The sequence below is a fragment of the Rhodococcus antarcticus genome, assembly GCF_026153295.1.
GTDB classification, from domain to species: domain Bacteria; phylum Actinomycetota; class Actinomycetes; order Mycobacteriales; family Mycobacteriaceae; genus Rhodococcus_D; species Rhodococcus_D antarcticus.
In genome coordinates, this window is sequence record NZ_CP110615.1 from 212,851 (window position 1) to 231,331 (window position 18,481).

The 18,481-nt window shown below is 73.5% G+C and carries 21 protein-coding genes and 1 pseudogene; 10 read left to right on the plus strand and 12 right to left on the minus strand.

The genetic code is table 11. The annotated features are described in order from the left end of the window. Window positions 1–7: 7 nt before the first annotated feature. From RHODO2019_RS01005 to RHODO2019_RS01020, 4 genes are all read right to left on the minus strand, one after another. Window positions 8–598 (minus strand): LutC/YkgG family protein, encoded by a 591-nt coding sequence (locus tag RHODO2019_RS01005; RefSeq protein WP_265383228.1) that lies wholly within the window; start codon window positions 596–598, stop codon window positions 8–10. Further along, window positions 595–2,037 (minus strand): LutB/LldF family L-lactate oxidation iron-sulfur protein, encoded by a 1,443-nt coding sequence (locus tag RHODO2019_RS01010; protein ID WP_265384875.1) that lies wholly within the window; start codon window positions 2,035–2,037, stop codon window positions 595–597. Before RHODO2019_RS01010 ends, RHODO2019_RS01005 begins: the two co-directional genes overlap by 4 nt. A gap of 32 nt (window positions 2,038–2,069) precedes the next feature. After that, on the minus strand, window positions 2,070–2,927 hold the full coding sequence (locus RHODO2019_RS01015) for a (Fe-S)-binding protein (protein ID WP_265383229.1): 858 nt from the start codon (window positions 2,925–2,927) through the stop codon (window positions 2,070–2,072). A gap of 76 nt (window positions 2,928–3,003) precedes the next feature. Further along, entirely contained in the window at window positions 3,004–3,621 is a 618-nt protein-coding gene (locus tag RHODO2019_RS01020) for a class I SAM-dependent methyltransferase (protein WP_265383230.1), read from the minus strand. A 231-nt stretch (window positions 3,622–3,852) separates the two neighbouring features. Between RHODO2019_RS01020 and RHODO2019_RS01025 the strand changes: the two genes are divergently transcribed. Continuing rightward, the gene (locus RHODO2019_RS01025; protein WP_265383231.1) at window positions 3,853–4,356 is read left to right on the plus strand and encodes a GtrA family protein; all 504 of its coding nucleotides are present in this window, start codon (window positions 3,853–3,855) and stop codon (window positions 4,354–4,356) included. Window positions 4,357–4,528: 172 nt separating this feature from the next. Here RHODO2019_RS01025 and RHODO2019_RS01030 read toward each other — a convergent pair whose 3' ends face one another. Continuing rightward, window positions 4,529–4,735, minus strand: a complete 207-nt coding sequence (locus RHODO2019_RS01030; RefSeq protein WP_265383232.1) for a hypothetical protein — start codon at window positions 4,733–4,735, stop codon at window positions 4,529–4,531. A gap of 112 nt (window positions 4,736–4,847) precedes the next feature. On the opposite strand from RHODO2019_RS01030, the gene RHODO2019_RS01035 reads away from it, so the two are divergent. From RHODO2019_RS01035 to RHODO2019_RS01050, 4 genes are read left to right on the plus strand one after another with little or no spacing between them, the layout of a single operon-like run. After that, a complete protein-coding gene (locus RHODO2019_RS01035; RefSeq protein ID WP_265383233.1) occupies window positions 4,848–5,855 on the plus strand; it encodes an acetamidase/formamidase family protein in 1,008 nt (335 codons plus the stop codon). Window positions 5,856–5,884: 29 nt separating this feature from the next. After that, a complete protein-coding gene (locus RHODO2019_RS01040) occupies window positions 5,885–6,631 on the plus strand; it encodes an SDR family NAD(P)-dependent oxidoreductase (RefSeq protein ID WP_265383234.1) in 747 nt (248 codons plus the stop codon). Further along, on the plus strand, window positions 6,628–7,644 hold the full coding sequence (locus RHODO2019_RS01045; RefSeq protein WP_265383235.1) for a magnesium transporter CorA family protein: 1,017 nt from the start codon (window positions 6,628–6,630) through the stop codon (window positions 7,642–7,644). The genes RHODO2019_RS01040 and RHODO2019_RS01045 overlap by 4 nt, the downstream gene beginning before the upstream one ends. Continuing rightward, window positions 7,641–8,021 carry a DUF3054 domain-containing protein gene (locus RHODO2019_RS01050; protein WP_265383236.1) on the plus strand — a complete coding sequence of 127 codons (381 nt, stop codon included), beginning with the start codon at window positions 7,641–7,643 and terminating at the stop codon, window positions 8,019–8,021. The genes RHODO2019_RS01045 and RHODO2019_RS01050 overlap by 4 nt, the downstream gene beginning before the upstream one ends. 353 nt (window positions 8,022–8,374) lie before the next feature. Here RHODO2019_RS01050 and pgi read toward each other — a convergent pair whose 3' ends face one another. Both pgi and RHODO2019_RS01060 read right to left on the minus strand, forming a co-directional pair. Next, window positions 8,375–10,054 (minus strand): glucose-6-phosphate isomerase, encoded by a 1,680-nt coding sequence (pgi, locus tag RHODO2019_RS01055; protein ID WP_265383237.1) that lies wholly within the window; start codon window positions 10,052–10,054, stop codon window positions 8,375–8,377. 240 nt (window positions 10,055–10,294) lie between these two features. Beyond that, entirely contained in the window at window positions 10,295–10,561 is a 267-nt protein-coding gene (locus RHODO2019_RS01060) for a DUF6480 family protein (RefSeq protein WP_265383238.1), read from the minus strand. A 90-nt stretch (window positions 10,562–10,651) separates the two neighbouring features. On the opposite strand from RHODO2019_RS01060, the gene RHODO2019_RS01065 reads away from it, so the two are divergent. Beyond that, window positions 10,652–11,269: a YitT family protein gene (locus tag RHODO2019_RS01065; protein WP_265383239.1), complete on the plus strand. Its 618-nt coding sequence runs from the start codon at window positions 10,652–10,654 to the stop codon at window positions 11,267–11,269. Window positions 11,270–11,491: 222 nt separating this feature from the next. On the opposite strand, the gene RHODO2019_RS01070 is transcribed toward RHODO2019_RS01065, so the two are convergent. The 3 genes from RHODO2019_RS01070 to RHODO2019_RS01080 are packed head-to-tail and all read right to left on the minus strand — an operon-like array spanning window position 11,492 to window position 12,656. Continuing rightward, entirely contained in the window at window positions 11,492–11,929 is a 438-nt protein-coding gene (locus RHODO2019_RS01070; protein ID WP_265383240.1) for a PRC-barrel domain-containing protein, read from the minus strand. Next, window positions 11,926–12,516: a PRC-barrel domain-containing protein gene (locus RHODO2019_RS01075; protein WP_265383241.1), complete on the minus strand. Its 591-nt coding sequence runs from the start codon at window positions 12,514–12,516 to the stop codon at window positions 11,926–11,928. The genes RHODO2019_RS01070 and RHODO2019_RS01075 overlap by 4 nt, the downstream gene beginning before the upstream one ends. Continuing rightward, the gene (locus RHODO2019_RS01080; RefSeq protein WP_265383242.1) at window positions 12,513–12,656 is read right to left on the minus strand and encodes a hypothetical protein; all 144 of its coding nucleotides are present in this window, start codon (window positions 12,654–12,656) and stop codon (window positions 12,513–12,515) included. The genes RHODO2019_RS01075 and RHODO2019_RS01080 overlap by 4 nt, the downstream gene beginning before the upstream one ends. A 233-nt stretch (window positions 12,657–12,889) precedes the next feature. Between RHODO2019_RS01080 and RHODO2019_RS19260 the strand changes: the two are divergent. Next, window positions 12,890–13,054, plus strand: a pseudogene (locus RHODO2019_RS19260) (SDR family NAD(P)-dependent oxidoreductase); the annotation flags it as partial. A gap of 243 nt (window positions 13,055–13,297) precedes the next feature. Here RHODO2019_RS19260 and RHODO2019_RS01090 read toward each other — a convergent pair. Both RHODO2019_RS01090 and RHODO2019_RS01095 read right to left on the minus strand, forming a co-directional pair. After that, entirely contained in the window at window positions 13,298–14,125 is an 828-nt protein-coding gene (locus RHODO2019_RS01090) for a DUF1295 domain-containing protein (RefSeq protein WP_265383244.1), read from the minus strand. A gap of 2 nt (window positions 14,126–14,127) precedes the next feature. Next, window positions 14,128–14,565 carry an SRPBCC family protein gene (locus RHODO2019_RS01095; RefSeq protein ID WP_265383245.1) on the minus strand — a complete coding sequence of 146 codons (438 nt, stop codon included), beginning with the start codon at window positions 14,563–14,565 and terminating at the stop codon, window positions 14,128–14,130. 277 nt (window positions 14,566–14,842) lie between these two features. Here RHODO2019_RS01095 and RHODO2019_RS01100 point away from each other — a divergent pair, with 277 nt between their 5' ends. From RHODO2019_RS01100 to RHODO2019_RS01110, 3 genes are all read left to right on the plus strand, one after another. After that, complete coding sequence (locus tag RHODO2019_RS01100; protein WP_265384876.1) at window positions 14,843–15,829, plus strand: iron ABC transporter substrate-binding protein; 987 nt, start codon at window positions 14,843–14,845, stop codon at window positions 15,827–15,829. 64 nt (window positions 15,830–15,893) lie between these two features. Beyond that, entirely contained in the window at window positions 15,894–17,429 is a 1,536-nt protein-coding gene (locus RHODO2019_RS01105) for an ABC transporter permease (protein ID WP_265383246.1), read from the plus strand. Further along, window positions 17,426–18,475, plus strand: a complete 1,050-nt coding sequence (locus RHODO2019_RS01110; protein WP_265383247.1) for an ABC transporter ATP-binding protein — start codon at window positions 17,426–17,428, stop codon at window positions 18,473–18,475. The genes RHODO2019_RS01105 and RHODO2019_RS01110 overlap by 4 nt, the downstream gene beginning before the upstream one ends. The last annotated feature ends 6 nt before the right edge of the window (window positions 18,476–18,481 follow it).

The window sequence follows — 18,481 nt, forward strand, 5'->3', positions numbered from 1 at the left end:
CGCACCCTCAGCCGACGATCAGCACGTCCAGCCGGCGGGGCCCGTGCACGCCCTCGACGCGCTGCAGCTCGATGTCGCTGGTGGCGCTGGGCCCGCTGATGAACGTCAGCACCCGGGTGGGGTCGAGACGGTGCAGCGCCTGCGGAACGGTCTCCACCACCTGGTCGGCCCGCACCACGCACACGTGGTGGTCCGGGACCAGGGTGAGGGCCCGCCGCCCCTGGTCCGCCGCCCCGTCGAGCACGATGGTGCCGGTGACGGCGATGCCCACCCGGCAGCCGGTGACCACCGCGTCGAACTCGTCGAGCTCGAGCGCGGTGAACCCGGTGTCGACGATCCCGCGCGGCACCCAGGGCGGGGCGAGGCCGGCCGGCACCACGACCCGTCCGTCGCCCACGAGCCCGGCGATCGTGGCCGGGACGTCCCGGGCGGCCACCCGGTGCACCTGGGCCCGGTAGTCGTCGACCCGCTCGGCGAACAGCCCCACCACGTCGGGGTGGGTGCCGGTGGTGGCGTAGTCCCGGGGGACCGGCGGCGGCGGGGTCGACCCGTCGAGGGCGGCCCGCACCCGGGCCAGCACCTCCTCGCGGGCGTTCACCCGCGCTCCCGGGCCCACCACTGGCGGAACGTCTCCGTCGGCGGCGCGGGCAGGTCGCGGGCCCCGGTCCACATCGAGGCGGGCCACGGCAACGAGCTGCCCCGGCCGAGCACGCGGCTGAGACCGGCCGCCCGCTCCGCCAGGGCGAACTTGCCCGGTGAGCCCATCGCCCAGCCCGCGGCCTTCATGGCCAGGTCCTGGCCGCTGGGGATCCCGCCCCGCTCGGCGTCCACTCCCTTGGCCCGCAGGTGCACCAGCAGCTCGGGGATGTTGATCCGCACCGGGCAGGCGTCGAAGCACGCGCCGCACAGGCTCGAGGCGTAGGGCAGGGACGCGTTGGGGTCGTCGTGCCCGGTGGTGCCGGTCATCAACGGGGTGAGCACGGCCCCGATCGGTCCCGGGTAGACCGAGCCGTAGGCGTGCCCGCCCGCCCGCTCGTAGACCGGGCACACGTTGAGGCAGGCCGAGCAGCGGATGCAGTGCAGCGCGGAGCGGCCCACCTCGTCGGCCAGCACGGCGGTGCGCCCGTTGTCGATGAGCACCAGGTGCACGGTCTGCGGCCCGTCGCCGGGGGTCACGCCCGTCCACGTGGACGTGTAGGGGTTCATCCGCTCGCCGGTGGAGGAGCGCGGCAGCAGCTGCAGGAACACCTCGAGGTCCTGCCACGTCGGCACCAGCTTCTCGATGCCCATGACGGTGATCAGGGTCTCGGGCAGCGTCAGGCACATGCGGCCGTTGCCCTCGGACTCGACCACGCTCAGGGTGCCCGTGTCCGCCACCGCGAAGTTGGCGCCGCTGATGCCGACCTTCGCGCGCAGGAACACCCGGCGCAGGTGTGCGCGGGCGGCCATCGCCAGCACCCGGGGCTCGTCGGTCAGGTCCGGGTCCACGTCCGGCATCTCGCGCAGGAAGATCTCCCGGATCTCGGCGCGGTTGCGGTGGATGGCCGGGACGAGGATGTGGCTGGGGGTGTCGTGGCCGAGCTGGACGATGAGCTCGGCCAGGTCGGTCTCCCAGGCGGCGATCCCCGCGGCCTCCAGCGCCTCGTTGAGGCCGATCTCCTGGGTGGCCATCGACTTGACCTTGACCACCTCGTCCACCCCGGTGGCCCGCACCAGGTCGACGACGAGCCGGTTGGCCTCGGCGGCGTCGCGGGCCCAGTGGACCACCCCGCCCCGGGCGGTGACGTTCTCCTCCAGCTGCACCAGCAGCTCGGGCAGCCGGGCCATCACGTCGGCCTTGAGCGCGCTGCCCGCCTCGCGCAGCTGCTCCCAGTCGTCCACCTCGTCGACCACGGCCTGCCGCTTGGCCCGGATGGTGGCGGTGGCCCCGCCGAGGTTGCGGCGCAGCTGGGTGTCGGCCAGCGCCCCGCGGGCGGCGTCGGGGAAGGACTGCGTGCCGCGGAGGTGGCCCACCCCGGCGGGGGCGTGCACGGGCATGCCTAGCGGGACCGGGCTGGACCGACGACCGCTCACGAGCTCACCGCCACGGTGGTCGCGGCGGTGCCCGAGGCGTCGGAGGCCACGGACGCTGTGCCGACCCGCGTGCCGTCGGGCCCGCTCTCCGTCGACGCTGTGCCGACGCGCGTGCCGACCTGGCTCGACTCCGTCGACGCGAGGATCTCCGCGAGGTGCACCGTGCGCACCCCGGTCCGCAGCCGGCTGAGCCCGCCCCCGATGTGCATCAGGCACGAGGAGTCCCCGGCCGTGCACACCTCCGCCTTCGTCGTCAGGATGTTGGCCATCTTGTCGGCGAGCATCGCGGTGGACGTGTCGGCGTTCTTCACCGCGAACGTGCCGCCGAACCCGCAGCACACGTCGGCCTGCGGCAGCTCCACCAGGTCGATCCCGCGCACGGCCCGCAGCAGCTGCAGCGGCTTGTCGCCCACCCGCAGCATCCGCAGGCTGTGGCAGGTGGGGTGGTAGGTGACCCGGTGCGGGTAGTGCGCGCCGACGTCGGTGACCCCGAGGACGTCCACGAGCAGCTCGGAGAGCTCGTAGGTGCGCGACGCCACGGCCTCGGCCCGCTCCGCCAGACGAGCGTCGCCGGCCCGACGCGCGACCATGGCGTGCTGGTGGCGGACGCTGCCCACGCAGGAGCCCGAGGGCGCCACGGCGATCTCGTAGTCCTCGAACACCTCGACGTGCCGGCGGACCAGCGGCAGCGCCTCGTCGAGGTAGCCGGTGTTGACGTGCATCTGCCCGCAACAGGTCTGCCCGGCGGGGAAGACCACCTCGTGACCCAGGCGCTCGAGCACCAGGACGGTGGCCTTGGCGGCCTCGGGGAACATGGCGTCGGCCAGGCAGGTGGCGAACAGGGCGATCCGCACGCGGGCCTCCAGAGGTGTGGCCGTCGCCACTCCGGTCTCACCGTAGCCCCGGGACCGGCCGGTGCCGGTCGGCGCCTCACGCCTTCCGTGCCACCACCGCGAACAGCGGGTCACCCCGACCGGGCGGGGTCCGCAGCGACACCTCGGGCTCGGTGAAGCCGCCGGCCGCGCGCAGGTACGAGGCCACGACGGCGCAGCGCCCGGCGTCGTCGGTGGCCAGCCAGCCGCGCACCGCCTTCGTGGGGAAGCAGCGGTTGCTGAACGTCAGCGCCACCGGTCCACCGGGCACCAGCACCCGCGCGGCCTCGGCGAGCACCTGCACCGGACGCACCAGGTAGTCCACTGACACGGAGCACGTCACGGCGTCGAAGCGGGCGTCGGCGAAGGGCAGGACGGGATCCACGTTGAGGTCGTGCACCACGCGCTCCGTGGCCACCGGGTTGGCGTCGAGCTCGGCCCCGTTCATGCCCAGGGCGACGAGCTCGGCCGGCGCCTGCGGCAGGTGCGAGACCCAGGACGACATCAGGTCGAGCACGCGCGAGCCCGCCCCGATGCCCAGCTCGGCGTAGAGGGCGGTCACGGCGGCGGTGGCGGCGGCGTCGATGTGGGTCACCAGGCGCAGCGGGAGGTAGAACTCGTCGTCCGGAGCGGGGTCGGCGCGGTCGAAGAAGCCGGGCGGGAAGGCGGGGTCCACCGGGTGAGTCTGCGTGCCCTCGCGGGGGGCCGCAGCGAACCCTGTCGCGAGGTGACGTCCCGTCGTGCAAGATGGTTGCCCGAGGACACTGATCGCCCGTGCGGCCGGCGACGTCCCAGGACTGCCAGCAACGTCACAGCGGGAACATCGAACCCCCACGGGTGTTGCACGCGAAGATGGTGCAGATCGCAACCACCGTTCCCCGAACGGCAACCCGACGATGGAGACAGCGTGACCACGCACCCCGCCCCGCTCGACACCACCGCCCTCGTGCGGTCCGGTGCCGAGCTCGCCGAGGGTGCGCACGCCCACTGGTGCCGGGGGCGCGACCTGCTCCTCGGTGACTCCTCCACGAGCCAGTTCATCCGCTACGCCTTCGTCGGGGGCGTCACCTCCGCGCTCTACGCCCTGGTCTTCGTGCTGCTCGACGCCGTGGGGGACGTGGGGGCGAACGCCGCGGGCATGATCCTCAGCACCGTCGTGGCCAACGAGATGCACCGCCGGCTCACCTTCCACGCAGCCGGCCGCAAGGCGTGGCTGCCCGCGCAGACGGAGAGCGGCGGTCTCGCCGCGGTGGCGCTCGTCGCGACCACCCTGGCTCTCGCGGCCGCCAACTCGGTGGTGCCGGGCGCTCCGTGGTCGTTCGAGGTGGGCCTGGTCCTGGTCGTCACCGGGCTCATCGGGATCGTCAAGTTCTTCGCCCTGCGCGGTCTGGTCTTCGGCTCCGCCCGCTGAGTGGACCCGGCAGCGCTCGGCGCCGGAAGGTGCCGCCCGGCTGACGCTGTGGGTCGTCGAGGCCAACGCCGGCGCCCGGGCCTTCTCCGCGCGGGCCGGGTTCGTCGACACCGGGGAGCGGGCGGTCCCGCACCCCGGTGTCGGCGAGCTGCGCCTGGCGCGCCCGCCCTAGCTACTCGGCCAGCTTGGCGATCGACTGCGCCCAGAGGAAGTACTTGTTCGTCCCCAGGTCGCCGATCGTCTTCACGCCCAGCGCGTCGGTCAGCTTGGCGGCCATGGCGTCGCTGACGCCCTGCAGCGCGGCGACCGGGGCCTGGGCGAGCTCCTCCACGGGCTTGCCCTCGTACGCCTTGTCGAGCTTGTTCTCCAGTGCACCCACGGTGGACCTCCGACCTCGGTGGCGGTGCGGAGCCGGTGGGCACCCGCACCTGCGAGCGTGGCGTGGCGGGGCAGCCCTGGCAACCACCCCGTCGGACGGGCACGATCGCACCATGGACGTCACCGAGTTCACCCCCACCCGCGAGCAGTACGCCTGGACGTTCGGCGGAGTGGAGCCCGTGCGCACGGTGCGGCCGGGCAGCGTGCTGCGGCTGTGGAGCGACGACGCCTTCGGCGGGACGCTCAGCTCACCCGACCACGTCTCCTCCGAGCGGGTCGACCTCGCCCACGTGAACCCGCAGACGGGGCCGTTCTTCGTCGAGGGCGCCGAGCCCGGGGACACCCTCGCCCTCCACGTGGTGGACCTGCAGCCGGCCCGGGACTGGGGCGCCTCGGCGGTCATGCCGTTCTTCGGCGGGCTGACCAGCACCGACCGCACCGCGTTCCTGCAGGACCCGCTGGCCGACACCACGTGGATCTACGCCCTGGACCGGGCCGCGCGCACCGTCACCTTCGACGCCCGGTTCAGCGACCTGCAGGTGGCGCTGCCGCTGGAGCCCATGCTGGGCACGGTGGGGGTGGCCCCGCCGTCGGGCGAGGTGCGCACGGCGCTGGTGCCGGACAGCTTCGGCGGCAACATGGACACCCCGGAGATGAAGGCCGGCGCTACGCTCTACCTGCGGGTGAACGTCCCCGGGGCGTTGTTCAGCATCGGCGACGGGCACTACCGGCAGGGTGAGGGCGAGGCCTGCGGGACCGCCGTCGAGGGCGCGATGGACTCGACGCTGATCGTGGACCTGGTCAAGGCCGGCGACGCCCCGGCCCCGGCGTGGCCGCGACTGGAGGACGACGAGCACTGGAGCGTCATCGGCAGCTCGCGCCCGCTCGAGGACGCGTGGCGGATCGCCCAGCGCGAGCTCGTGGTCTGGTTCACCGAGCTGTACGGGCTGCACCGCCTGGACGCCTACCAGCTGCTCAGCCAGATCACCAGGGCGCCGATCGCCAACGTGGTGGACGCCAACTTCTCCGCCGTGGTGCAGGCGCCCAAGGGTCTGCTGCCGGCCGCGCAGGCCTACGGCGGGCTGCACCGCCACCTGCGCTCGCTCGCCGCCACCCTCTAGCTCCCCGCTCCCCGAGAAAGGCACACCTCATGGACCTCGGACTCACCGGACGCCGCGCACTGGTCACCGGCGGCACCAAGGGCATCGGCCGCGCCGTCGTCGAGACGCTCGTGGCGGAGGGCGCCCGGGTGGCCTTCTGCGCCCGCGACGCCGCCGGCGTGGCGGAGGCGGCGCAGGCCACGGGCGCGCACGGCACCGTGCTCGACGTGGCGGACGCCGACGGGCTGGCGGCGTGGGTGGCGGCGGCGGCCGAGGAGCTCGGTGGCCTCGACATCGTCGTCAGCAACGTCAGCGCCCTGGCCATCGGACCGGGGGAGGCCAACTGGCGCAGCAGCTTCGAGGTGGACCTGCTGGGGGCGGTGCGCCTGGTGGAGGCGGCGCGCGAGCACCTGCTGGCCAGCGGGGTCGGCTCGGTGGTCACCGTCTCCAGCGTCTCCGGCCGCGAGATCGACTTCGCCTCCGGCTCCTACGGGGTGATGAAGGCCGCGCTCGTGCACTACACGCAGGGCCTGGCCCTCGAGCTCGCCGGGCAGGGGGTGCGGGCCAACACGGTCTCCCCGGGCAACACGTTCTTCCCCGGTGGGGTCTGGGAGTCCATCCAGCGCGACAACACCGCGCTCTACGACACCGCGCTCGCCCTCAACCCCACCGGACGGATGGCCACGCCGCAGGAGATCGCGGACGCGGTGGTGTTCCTGGCCAGCCCGCGATCGAGCTTCACCACCGGGGCGCACCTCGTCGTCGACGGGGCGCTCACCCGCGGCGTCCAGCTGTGACCGCGGCCCAGGCGCTCTGCACCCGCACGCCGACCACGTGCGAGGCCCGCACCCGGCTCTACCGGGACGGCGAGCTGGTCACCGAGGGCTTCCCGGTGCAGGACATCGCCCGGCACCTCGCCGAGGACGGCACCACGGTCTGGCTGGACCTGCTCGACCCGGGCTCGGACGACCTGGCCGTGCTCTCGGAGGAGTTCGGGCTGCACCCCCTGGCGGTGGAGGACGCGGTCGACGATCGGCAGCGCCCCAAGCTCGACCACTACGACAGCCACCTGTTCCTCAACGCCTACGCCGTGCGGCTGGACACCGGGACCGGTGAGCTGAGCACGAGCGAGGTCGCGGCGTTCGTCACCAAGCGGGCCCTCATCACGGTCCGCAAGGACGACCGGATGCACCTCGACGCCCTCGTCGAGCGCTGGGACCAGACCGCCGACCAGGCGGTGCACGGGGTGTCCTGGCTGCTGCACGGGCTGCTCGACCACGTGGTGGATGGGCACTTCGCGGCGGTGGAGGTGCTCGACGACAGCATCGAGGAGCTGGAGGACGTGCTCTTCGACGACGCGCCGCAGTCCAAGGAGGTCCAGCGCCGCAGCTTCGCGCTGCGCAAGTCCCTGGTGCAGCTGCGCCGGGTGGTGCTGCCCATGCGCGAGGTGCTCAACAGCCTGCTGCGCCGTGACATGCACGTGCTCGACGACGCGATGGTGCCGTACTACCAGGACGTCTACGACCACGTGCTCCGGGTCAGCGAGTGGACGGAGAGCCTCCGCGACCTGGTCTCCACCGTGCTGGAGACGAACCTGACCATGCAGGGCAACCGGCTCAACGAGGTGATGAAGAAGCTCACCAGCTGGGCCGCGATCATCGCGATCCCCACGGCGGTGACGGGCTTCTTCGGGCAGAACGTGCCCTACCCGGGGTTCCAGCAGGAGTCGGGGCTGATCGTCAGCGTCGTGCTCATCGTGGCCATCGCGGGCGGGCTGTACCTGGGGTTCCGGCGGAAGGGGTGGTTGTGAACCGGGTCTGGGTTCGGGCGCTGGCGTTCGACGTGGCGCTGGTGGTGGTGTTCGTGCTCATCGGTCGGCGCAGCCACGAGGAGTCGGGCGCCCTGCTGGGGCTGGCGCGCACGGCGTGGCCGTTCCTGGCCGGGCTCGCGGCGGGGTGGCTGGTGGCGCGGGCCTGGCGGCGGCCCCTGCAGCTGTGGCCCGGGGGGGTCGTGGTGTGGCTGGTGACCGTGGCGCTGGGGATGGTGCTGCGCGTGGTGAGCGGGCAGGGCACGGCGTTCTCGTTCGTCGTCGTCACCCTCGTCGTGCTCGCGGTGTTCCTGCTGGGCTGGCGAGCACTGCTGCGGGTGCTCAGCCGCCGCGCCGCCCGCCGCCCAGCTCGCCGCTGACCCCGCCCCGGTCCGCCTCGCTCACGGGGCCGCACCCGCACCCGCTGCCGGGGCCGTGCCCGCTCACGTGGCACCTCGTGGCCGGGTGGCGGGGCCGTGCCCGCTCACGTGGAACCCCGTGGTCGTGTGCCGGGGCCCGTACCCGCTCACGTGGAACCTCGTGGCCGGGTGGCGGGGCCGTGCCCGCTCACGTGGAACCTCGTGGTCGTGTGCCGGGGCCCGTACCCGCTCACGTGGAACCTCGTGGCCGGGTGGCGGGGCCGTACCCGCTCACGTGGAACCTCGTGGTCGGGTGGCCGGGTGGCCGGGTGGCCGGGTGGCCGGGTGGTCGGGTGGTCGGGTGGTCGGGTGGCTCAGACCGTGCGCCCCCGGCCGGCGCGGTACCAGCGCACCAGGGCGTCGGTCGAGGAGTCGTCCTGCGGGGCTGGCGCCGCCTCGGCGGTGAGCACGGGCGTCAGCGCCTGGGCCTGGGTCTTGCCGAGCTCCACGCCCCACTGGTCGAAGCTGTCGATGCCCCAGATGGTCCCCTGGACGAACACCACGTGCTCGTAGAGCGCCACCAGCTGGCCGACGACCGACGGGGTGAGCCGCGGGGCCAGGATCGAGGTGGTGGGCCGGTTGCCGGGCATCACCTTGTGCGCCACCACGTCCGCCGCCGTGCCCTCGGCTGCGATCTCCTCGGCGGTCTTCCCGAAGGCCAGCACCTTGGTCTGGGCGAAGAAGTTGCTCATCAGCAGGTCGTGCATGCTGCCGGTGCCGTCCATGGTCGCCACGTCCTCCAGCGGCTCCGCGAAGCCCAGGAAGTCCGCCGGCACCAGCCGGGTCCCCTGGTGCAGCAGCTGGTAGAACGCGTGCTGGCCGTTGGTGCCCGGCTCGCCCCAGTAGACCTCTCCGGTCGGTGTGGTCACCGGGGTGCCGTCGGCGCGGACGGACTTGCCGTTGCTCTCCATGGTCAGCTGCTGCAGGTAGGCGGCGAAGCGGCCCAGGTCGTTCGAGTAGGGCAGCACGGCCTTGCTGCCGGCGCCGAAGAAGCTGGAGCTCCACACCCCGAGCAGGCCGAGCAGGACGGGGGCGTTCTCGGCCAGCGGCGCGGTCGCGAAGTGCACGTCCACCTGGTGGAACCCGTCCAGCAGCTCGGCGAAGCGGTCCCTGCCGATCGCAGCCATCACGGACAGCCCGATGGCGGAGTCCACGGAGTAGCGCCCACCCACCCAGTCCCAGAAGCCGAACATGTTGGCGGTGTCGATGCCGAAGGCGGAGACCTTCTCGGCGTTGGTGCTCACGGCGACGAAGTGCTTCGCCACCGCGCTCTCGTCGGCGCTGCTGCCGTCCTCGCCGAGACCCTCGAGCAGCCACCGCTTGGCCGCCGTCGCGTTCGTCAGCGTCTCCAGCGTGCCGAAGGTCTTGGAGGCGACGACGAACAGCGTCCTCGCGGGGTCGAGCCCGGCCGTCGTCGCGACGAGGTCGGCAGGGTCCACGTTGGACACGAACCGGACGTCCGGTCCGTCCGCGTGGTGCCGCAGCGCCTGGTGCACCATCACCGGCCCCAGGTCGGACCCGCCGATGCCGATGTTGACCACCGTCGTGATCCGCTCGCCCGTGGCGCCGGTCCACTCGCCGGAGCGGAGCCGGTCGGTGAACTCGCCCATCCGGTCCAGCACGCCGTGCACGTCGGCGACGACGTCCTGGCCGTCCACCACGAGCTCGGCCTCCCGGGGCAGGCGCAGCGCGGTGTGCAGCACGGCCCGGTCCTCGCTGGTGTTGATGTGCTCGCCGCGCAGCATGGCGTCGCGGTGGGCGGGCACCCCGGCAGCCTCGGCCAGGTCGACGAGCAGGGCGAGGGTCTCCCGGGTGACGCGCTGCTTGGAGTAGTCCAGGTGCAGGTCGGCCACGTCGACGGTCAGCTCGCGCCCGCGCTCGGGATCGTCGGCGAAGATCTGCCGCAGGTGCAGCGCGCCGACGCTCTGGTGGTGGGCGAGCAGGGCCCGCCAGGCCGGGGTCGCGGTGATGTCGCTCGGTGCGGTCGAGGTCATCTGCCCATCGTGGCCCGAACGTCGGCGCGGTGCCACGTCGCACGCTCCTGCGACCGGTGGACGAGGCGCTCCCCGTCCACCGGGGGGTGTGGACGGGGAGCGAGGACGACAGTACCTGTACTTGCGAGTACAGGCACTCGTCCTGAGCCGTTTCTCAGCGAGACGTCGATCGCGTCCGGGCCCCTGCCCTCTCGCGTGAGTTCCGGGGCACCCGCACGCTGCTGCACGAGGCCGAGGAGGTCAGAAGACGCTGATCGCGCGGCCCACCATGCCGACGACGATGAGCAGCAGGAACACCCCGAACACGATGGCGAAGCCGATCAGCCAGGGGCTCTTGCCCACCGGGGGTGGCTCTTGCCTGGTCGCGTACTCCGCGGTGGCGGACGCCTCGGCCGGGGGGGTGTCGCCGGCGGGGACGCCGGTGCCGGCGTCGAGCCCGGTGGTGGTGGACGGGTCGGGGTTGGTGGACGGGTCGGGGTTGGTGCTGGGATCGGGGTTCTCGCTCACCGCTCCACGGTGGACCCTCGCACCCCTGCCCGCCCGACGAGGAGGGTGCGCGATGCCGGTCATCACCGTCACCGGGCGTAGAAAGGCCCGGTGACGACCGAGGCCGCCGAGCTGCCCACGCTGCGCCACGGCCGCCTGGAGGACGTGGCCGCGCTGCTCACCGGGTCCTTCCTTGTGGCCTGGGGCATCGTCCTGCTGCGCTCCGTCGGGGGTCTGTCCGGCGGCGTGGCCGGGGTGGCCTTCCTGCTCGACTACCTGGGTGTGGTGCCGGTCAGCACGGCCTTCTTCGTGCTCAACCTGCCGTTCTACTGGCTCGCGGTGCGCCGGCTCGGCTGGGAGTTCTCGCTCAAGACGTTCGCGGCCGTGGGGCTGACGTCGGCGCTGTCCTCCGCGCTGGCCCACGCGGTCAGCGTCGAGATGCCGCTGCTGCTGGCCACCTCCTTCTCCGGGCTGAGCCTGGGGCTCGGGTTCCTCGTGCTGTTCCGCCACCGCGGCAGCGGGGGAGGGTTCGGGGTGGTGGCGTTCTACCTGCAGGAGCGGTTCGGCTGGCGGGCCGGGCTGGTGCAGCTGGCGTTCGACCTCACCGTGCTGACCGCCTCGCTGGCCGTGGTGGACCTGCGGGTGCTGCTGGCCTCGGCCGTCGGCGTCGCGGTCCTGAACCTGACGATCGCCACGAACCACCGTCCCGGGCGCTACCTCGCGCGGTGAGCGCGCGCCGCGGCAGCGGTCACCGGCCCGGGTTCCACACCCAGCCGGGGAGGCGCTGCAGCGCCCGGTCGCCACCCAGCTCGTCGCGGCGAGCTGGGCGGCACGCTGACGGCTGACCCACGCCCCGAGGTTGACGTCACCGACTACGTGCGCGGCGGGGATGCGGGCGGTGCCGGGCGAGGTCGAACCCGTGCGCCTCGTCACCGGAGGCGGGGGAGCGGGCTACTGCTCGGCGGCGACGACGACGGCGTAGGACCCCACGCCGAGCAGTCGCTGCCCGGAGACCTCGGAGCTCTCGAGGTGCAGGGCCGTGACCCGGCCCGACTCGGCGGCGAACTCGACGTCGGTGACCTTGCCCAGGTCGTCGCCGGCCGACGACAGCACCCGCTTGCCGATCAGGTGGTGGTCCTTGCCAAGCAGGGCGGCGACATCCTCGCCGGCCTCGGTGATGGCGTCTGCGCCGGCGACGGTCACCGCGTCCTCGCCGAACGCGGTGATGTCGGTGTAGCGCAGGGTGTCGCCGGAGGCGGTCTTCTTGAGCTCCAGGGCGAGCACGGAGCGCGTGGCGGGATCGACGACCAGCTCGTGGACCTTGCCCACGGTGTCGGCGGTGGAGGTGCTGACGACCTGGCGGCCCTTGGCCTCGGAGAACAGCGTCACTTCGGTCCCTCCAGCTGGGCGCGGAACGCGGCGACCGAGGCGCCGAAGCCGGCGAGGTCGTGGCTGACGAAGTCCTTGGCGCTGGCCGGGACCATGAGGTGCTGCCCGGAGGCGGCGAGGGTGTCGGGCAGGGGGATGAGGACCTTGGTGCCCTTGGTGCCGAGCGCCTCGGAGGCCTCGATCTCGTAGCCCACCACGTCGCAGGCCCCACCGCGGGTGTCGCCCACCTCGAGGACGACGTCCACCACAGTGCCGAGGTCGGTGCCCGTGTCGGTGAGGACCTGGGAACCGAGGACGTCACCCCCCGAGCCGCCGGACGCGGCCGAGGCGTCGAGCAGGGTCTGGGTGGGCTCGAGGACGCTCTCGTCGGCGATCATGACGGCGTCGGACCCGAGCGCGGTGACCGCGCTCCACGCCAGCGACTGCTTCAGCGGACCCGAGAACAACCCGCGCCCGGCCAGGGTGAACCCGCCGACGGCCCCGCCCCCGGCGGCGTAGACGACGTCCTTGACCTGCGCGACGTCCTCGCCGGCCATGGTGACCACCGGCCGCTTGGTGATCTCGCTGGTGCGCATCAGCCGGCTCACGGGGTGCGCCCCGTCGGGGCCGGGCCGGCGGGGTCGACGATGACGCCGCCCCGGCGCCGGCGCGCCTGCACGGCGGCGACCGCGGCCACACCCAACGCGATCACCACCACCACCAGGATCAGCCATCCCCACCACTGCACGGCACACCTCATTCCCCGTCGCCGTGCGCTGGGTGCGCGGCGGACCCGTTGCGGGCAACGTACTGCTCGCGGGTGCGTTGGGCCACACCAGGAACCGGCCGACGGCGGAGCGGGGGGGGACGGCCACGCTTCCTCGGCGAGTCGGCTGGGCGACGACGCGCACGCGCAACCGTGCCGTGCGACCCGTGGAAGATCACCGGTGGCCCTGCGTCGTCCAGCTCACCCGGGCGGCCATGCCGCACCTGCGGGCGAGCCGCGGACGACTGGTCACCGTGCGCAGCGTCGGCGGCGTGGTCGGGCAGCCGTTCAACGAGGCCTGCTGCGCGGCGAAGCGCGCCGTCGAGGGCTTCGTGGAGGCCCTCGCCCCCGTCGCGGCCAGCACCGGGGTCCGGGTCAGCGTCGTCGAGCCCGGGGTCGTGGCCAGCGAGCTCGTCAGCAGCGCCGGGCTGGACCCGCAGGCCATGCTCGCCGCCGCCGGGCCCTACGCGACCGCGCTGGGTGCCCACCTCACCCGTGTCGCGGCCCAGTTTGCCGACGTCGACGGGTCGGCCGTGCAGTCCCTCACCACCCCCTGGGTCACCGGCTGTCCGCCCGCCCCACCCGACGTCGCCGCGGAGGCGCTCCGCACGGCCGAGCCGGGCTCAGGTCGTGGCGAGCGGCCGGGGGAAGAAGAAGGGGACGCGCTGCTGGTAGTCGGCGTACCCGGGCCGGTCCTGCATGTGCTTCTCGGTGCGCCGGGCCCCGGTGGCGAACATGAGGATGTAGGACATCAGCGCGGGTGCGGGCAGCGCCCACGCCGCCGGTGACGACGCCGCGGCGGCGAGGTAGGCGCCGTCCCACACGATCGAGTCCCCCAGGTAGTTCGGGTGCCGCGAGAGGCCCCAGAGCCCGGTGTCGAGGACGTCGGGCTTCCCGCCGCCCTCGAAGTCGCCGTCCTCGGCGGCCTTGAACTGGTCCTTCTGCCGGTCGGCGAGGGCCTCGACGACGGCACCGCCCACCATGACCGCGATCCCGGCGGGGGCGAGCCAGCGGCGGGAGGAGCGGGGCAGGGTCGAGGCGGCGGCGAGCTGGAGCGGCAGCGACACCACCAGCTGTGACAGGCCCTGCGTCAGGAACACCTTGGCCAGCACCTTCGGGGTGGAGGCGCCGTCGAGGAACTCGACGTAGCGGGGATCGACCTCGTCGGTGCCGGCCATCCGGCCGACCATCTGCTTCTCCAGGCGCACCGCCCAGCCGGTGGTCACCGCGGCCAGGGCCCAGCGACGGCGCGCGTCACCGCGGCCGACGGTCGCCCCGACCAGCGAGATCGCCGCCAGGCCGGGCCCCCACACCGCGTCGGCGTAGTCCGGCCGCCCGCGGCGCAGCGCGACGGTGGCCGTGACGGCCTGGGCGAGGGTCACCACGGCGACGGACGCGCCGGCGACCGTCCGCAGGTTGCCGGTGTCCAGGCCTCGGCGGCGCAGGGCCACGATCAGCCCCCGAGTCCGTCGAGGACACCGGTGAGCTGCTCGACGAGGTCGTTGCCGATCTTCTCGAAGACCACCTTGGCGATGGGCGACGCGAGCTTGGCGGCGCCGTGGAAGTCCAGCTCGTTGGTGTAGACCACGGTCGACCCACTCCCGTTCGGGGTGACCTCGATCGTCTCGGTCGAGGTCGCGGTGTCGTTGCGGCCGACGAGCACGAGGCGGCTGCCGGTGAGCTCCTCCAGCGTGTAGACGAGGTCGGTGCTGACGCCCGCGATCTTCGACGTGTTGTGCCAGGAGGCCCCCACCTCGACCGGCCCGCTGCCCACGCGCACGCAGCTCTCGGTACCGGGGTCCCAGGCCTCGGCGTGGGCGAAGTCGGCCAGGTAGGGCACGACCACCTCCGGCGCGGTGGTGACGTGGAGGGTGCGGGACACGGTGGGCATGCGAGCTCCTGGTGGTCGGTGGCTGCGCCGGGTGGCAGGTCCCCGTCCTACAGGGCAGCGCACCCCGGCGCCCGCGGAAGCCCGTCGGCCGGCGGCCCGGCAGTCGGTGAATTTTAGGGTAGCCTCACCTCTTGCGACGTGGTGTCGCAGCTCCTTCTCTCCCATCGTCGTGAGGAACCTGATGCTCCCGCTGCACCTCCCCGTTCGCCGCCTCCCCGTTCGCCGCCTCCCCGTTCGCCGCCGTGCCGCCGCCGCTGCCCTCACGCTGGCCGCCGCCATGGCCGTCACGGCGTGCTCGGCCCCTGGAGCCTCGAGCGACGCCGGTGCTGGGGGCGACACCACGCTCGTGCTGTACAACGCCCAGCACGAGGACCTCGCTCAGGCAGAGGTCGACGCGTTCACCGCCCAGACGGGGGTGAAGGTCGAGCTCCGCAACGGGGACGACTCCGAGCTGGGCAACCAGATCGTGGCCGAGGGCGATGCCTCCCCGGCCGACGTCTTCGTCACCGAGAACTCCCCGGCGATGACGCTGGTCGCTTCTCGGGGCCTGCTCGCGCCGGTGGAGGCGGCGACCCGCGACCAGGTGCCCGCGCAGTACCAGGCGAACGACGGCAGCTGGGTCGGCTGGGCCGCCCGGGCCACGGTGCTGCCCTACGACACGCGCGTCCTGACCGCAGCGGCGATGCCTGCCTCGATCCTGGACCTGGCGGACCCGGCCTGGGCGGGCAAGGTCGGCATCGCCCCGGGCGGAGCGGACTTCCAAGCCATCGTCAGCGCCGTGCTCTCGCTGCGCGGCGAGCAGGCCACCGCGGACTGGCTGACCGGGCTCAAGAGCAACGCCCGGATCTACCAGAGCAACAGCGCGGTGATGAAGGCCGTCGACGCCGGTGAGGTCGAGACCGGGATCATCTACCACTACTACTGGTTGAAGGACCAGGCCGAGGGGGCCCCGAACAGTGCGAACGTGGCGCTGAAGTACCTCGGCAACCAGGATCCCGGCGCGTTCGTGAGCGTCTCCGGCGCAGGTGTGCTCAAGTCCAGCCGCCACCCGGAGCAGGCCCAGCAGCTCGTCGCGTTCCTGACCAGCCAGCGCGGGCAGGAGGTCTCCGCGCAGAGCACCAACCTCGAGTACACCGTCGCCTCCGGGGTCGCCTCCAACCCGGCGCTGCGCCCGCTCGCCGAGCTGGGGGCTCCGGCGGTCGACCTCACCGCGCTGAACGGACCCCAGGTCGTGACGATGATGCAGAACGCCGGGTTGATCTGAGGTGAGGGGACGGTCTCGCGGTGATCGTCGCGCCTCACCCGCGCTCGTCCTCGGGGGCGTGGGCGTGGCCGTCCTGGCTCTGCTGCCGCTGGGGTACGTGGTCGGCTTCACCGCCACGACCCCGCTGGCCGACCTGCAGCGCCTGCTGCTCCGCGCCCGCACCGCGGAGCTGCTGGTCAACACCACGCAGCTGACCGTCGTGGGGGTGGTCCTCTGCGCGGTGCTCGGAGTGGGTGCGGCGTGGGTGGTCGAGCGGCGCACCGTGGTGGGTCGACGGGTGTGGCACGTGCTGCTCGTCGCACCGCTCGCGGTCCCCGCCTTCGTCTCCAGCTACGCCTGGATCTCGGTCGCGCCGACGCTCAACGGCCTCGACGGGGCACTGCTGGTCGTCGTGTCGTCGTACTTCCCGCTGGTGTACCTGCCCGTGGTGGCCATGATGCGGCGCCTCGACCCCGCCCTGGAGGACACCGCCCGCGCGCTCGGGCTGAGCGAATGGGCGGTGTTCCGCCGCGTCGTCCTGCCGCAGGTGCGCCCGGCGGTGCTCGGCGGCTCGCTGCTCGTCGCGCTGCACATGCTCTCGGAGTTCGGGGCGCTGCAGCTGCTGCAGTTCCCCACCTTCACCACCGCCATCTACGACCAGTACCGCTCCTCCTTCGCCGGGCCCGCCGCCACCGCGCTGGCCTCGGTGCTGGTGCTGGCCTGCCTGCTGCTGCTGGTGGCCGAGCAGGGTGCGCGCGGCTCGGCCCGCTACGCCCGCGTCGGCCAGGGCACCGCACGCGCGGCGACCCCGGTCCGCACCCGCGCCCGCCTTCCGCTGACGGCGGTGCTGGCGGTCGTCGTCGGGATCACGCTCGTGGTCCCGCTGGGCATCCTGGTGCGGTGGCTGGCCCTGGACGCCAGCACCGGGGCCGACCTCGGCCGGCTGGGACCGGCCGTGGTGGCCACGCTCGGACTGGGCCTGGCAGCGGCGGTGCTCACCCTGGTGCTGGCCCTGCCGGTGGGGTGGCTGGCCGTGCGCCACCGCGGCGCGGTCGCCACCGTCGTCGAGCGGTCCACCTGGTTCGCCAGCGCCCTGCCGGGCATCGTCGTCGCGCTCGCCCTGATCACGCTGACCATCCGGCACGCCCGCCCGCTCTACCAGACCGTGTGGATGCTGCTCGCGGCCTACGCCATCCTCTTCCTGCCCCGCGCGGTCACCACCGTGCGAGCCGCGCTCGCCCAGGCCCCCCCGGGGCTCGGCGAGGCGGCCCGCGGGTTGGGAGCGGGCACGGTGGGGACGTTCCTGCGGGTGGAGGTGCCACTCATGGCCCCTGGGCTCGGAGCCGGCGCGGCGCTGGTGTTCATCGCGGCCTCGACGGAGCTGACCTCGACGCTGCTGCTGGCCCCCACGGGAACCCGCACCCTGGCCACCCAGTTCTGGAGCCACTCCACCTCCCTGGAGTACTCCGCGGCCGCGCCCTACGCGGCGCTGCTGGTGGCGGTCTCCGCCCCGGCGACGTGGCTGCTGACCCGGGCCTCGACCCGTCGACCGCGCCGTGGCTCCGGTCTGGCGCCGGCGGTCGTGGACGACGGGGCACCGTCTGCGACGCTGGTGGGATGAGCGAGCTCGTCCTGACCGACGTCGGCAAGGCCTTCGGCGGCCCACCCGTGCTGGACGGGGTGAACCTCACCGTCCCCGCCGGCAGCCTCACCGCCGTGCTCGGGCCGTCGGGGTGCGGCAAGACCACCCTGCTGCGCCTGGTCGCAGGCTTCGACGACCCCGACACGGGGACGATCACCCTGGGCGGGCGCACCGTCGCGGGCCGCGGTCGCCCGGTCCGGCCGCAGCGGCGCCAGGTGGGCTACGTGGCGCAGGAGGGTGCACTGTTCCCGCACCTCGACGTGGCCGCGAACATCACCTTCGGCCTGCCACGGGACCAGCGACGCCAGGGTGCCCGCACCACCGAGCTCATGGCCCTCGTCGGCCTCGAGCCCGAGCTCGCCGGTCGGCTGCCCAGCGAGCTCTCCGGTGGGCAGCAGCAGCGGGTGGCCCTGGCGCGGGCGCTGGGCCCGCGCCCCGAGCTGGTGCTGCTCGACGAGCCGTTCTCCGCGCTCGACGCAGGACTGCGCGGCCAGACCAGGGCTGCCGTCGCCGCGGCACTGCGCGCGGCTGGGGCCACGGCGGTGCTGGTGACCCACGACCAGGACGAGGCGCTGTCGATGGCCGACCAGCTGGCGGTGCTGCGCGACGGCGTCGTCGCCCAGGTCGGAACACCGCAGGCCGTCTACCACTCGCCGGTCGACGCGTTCACGGCCACCTTCGTCGGTGACGCGATGCTGTTGCGCTGCACCGTCACCGGTCGCCGGGCCTCCACCGACGTCCTCGGCGTGCTCGACCTCGACGGCCCCGCCCGCGACGGGGCCGCCCTGGCGGTGGTGCGTCCCGAGCACCTCGAGGTGCTCTCCGCCCAGACCGACCGGGAGCCGGCCGGCTTCGACGCTCAGGTCGGCTGGGTCGACTTCTACGGGCACGACGCCGTGGTCCACCTGGTGCTGGCGGGCACGGACACCTCGCTGCGGGCCCGCGCCCGCTCGACCGAGCTGCCCGCGCCCGGCGATCACGTGCGGGTCCGGGTCGACGCCCCTGTCGCCTGCATCGCGGTGTGAGGGTTC

What these genes read in the sequence shown, in the direction of transcription:
- RHODO2019_RS01010 (WP_265384875.1), bottom strand. Translation starts at nt 2,037, where the DNA reads ATGCCCGTGCACGCCCCCGCCGGGGTGGGCCACCTCCGCGGCACGCAG.
- RHODO2019_RS01100 (WP_265384876.1), top strand. Translation starts at nt 14,843, where the DNA reads ATGGCCGTCACGGCGTGCTCGGCCCCTGGAGCCTCGAGCGACGCCGGT.
- RHODO2019_RS01035 (WP_265383233.1), top strand. Translation starts at nt 4,848, where the DNA reads ATGGACGTCACCGAGTTCACCCCCACCCGCGAGCAGTACGCCTGGACG.
- pgi (WP_265383237.1), bottom strand. Translation starts at nt 10,054, where the DNA reads ATGACCTCGACCGCACCGAGCGACATCACCGCGACCCCGGCCTGGCGG.
- RHODO2019_RS01095 (WP_265383245.1), bottom strand. Translation starts at nt 14,565, where the DNA reads ATGCCCACCGTGTCCCGCACCCTCCACGTCACCACCGCGCCGGAGGTG.
- RHODO2019_RS01040 (WP_265383234.1), top strand. Translation starts at nt 5,885, where the DNA reads ATGGACCTCGGACTCACCGGACGCCGCGCACTGGTCACCGGCGGCACC.
- RHODO2019_RS01110 (WP_265383247.1), top strand. Translation starts at nt 17,426, where the DNA reads ATGAGCGAGCTCGTCCTGACCGACGTCGGCAAGGCCTTCGGCGGCCCA.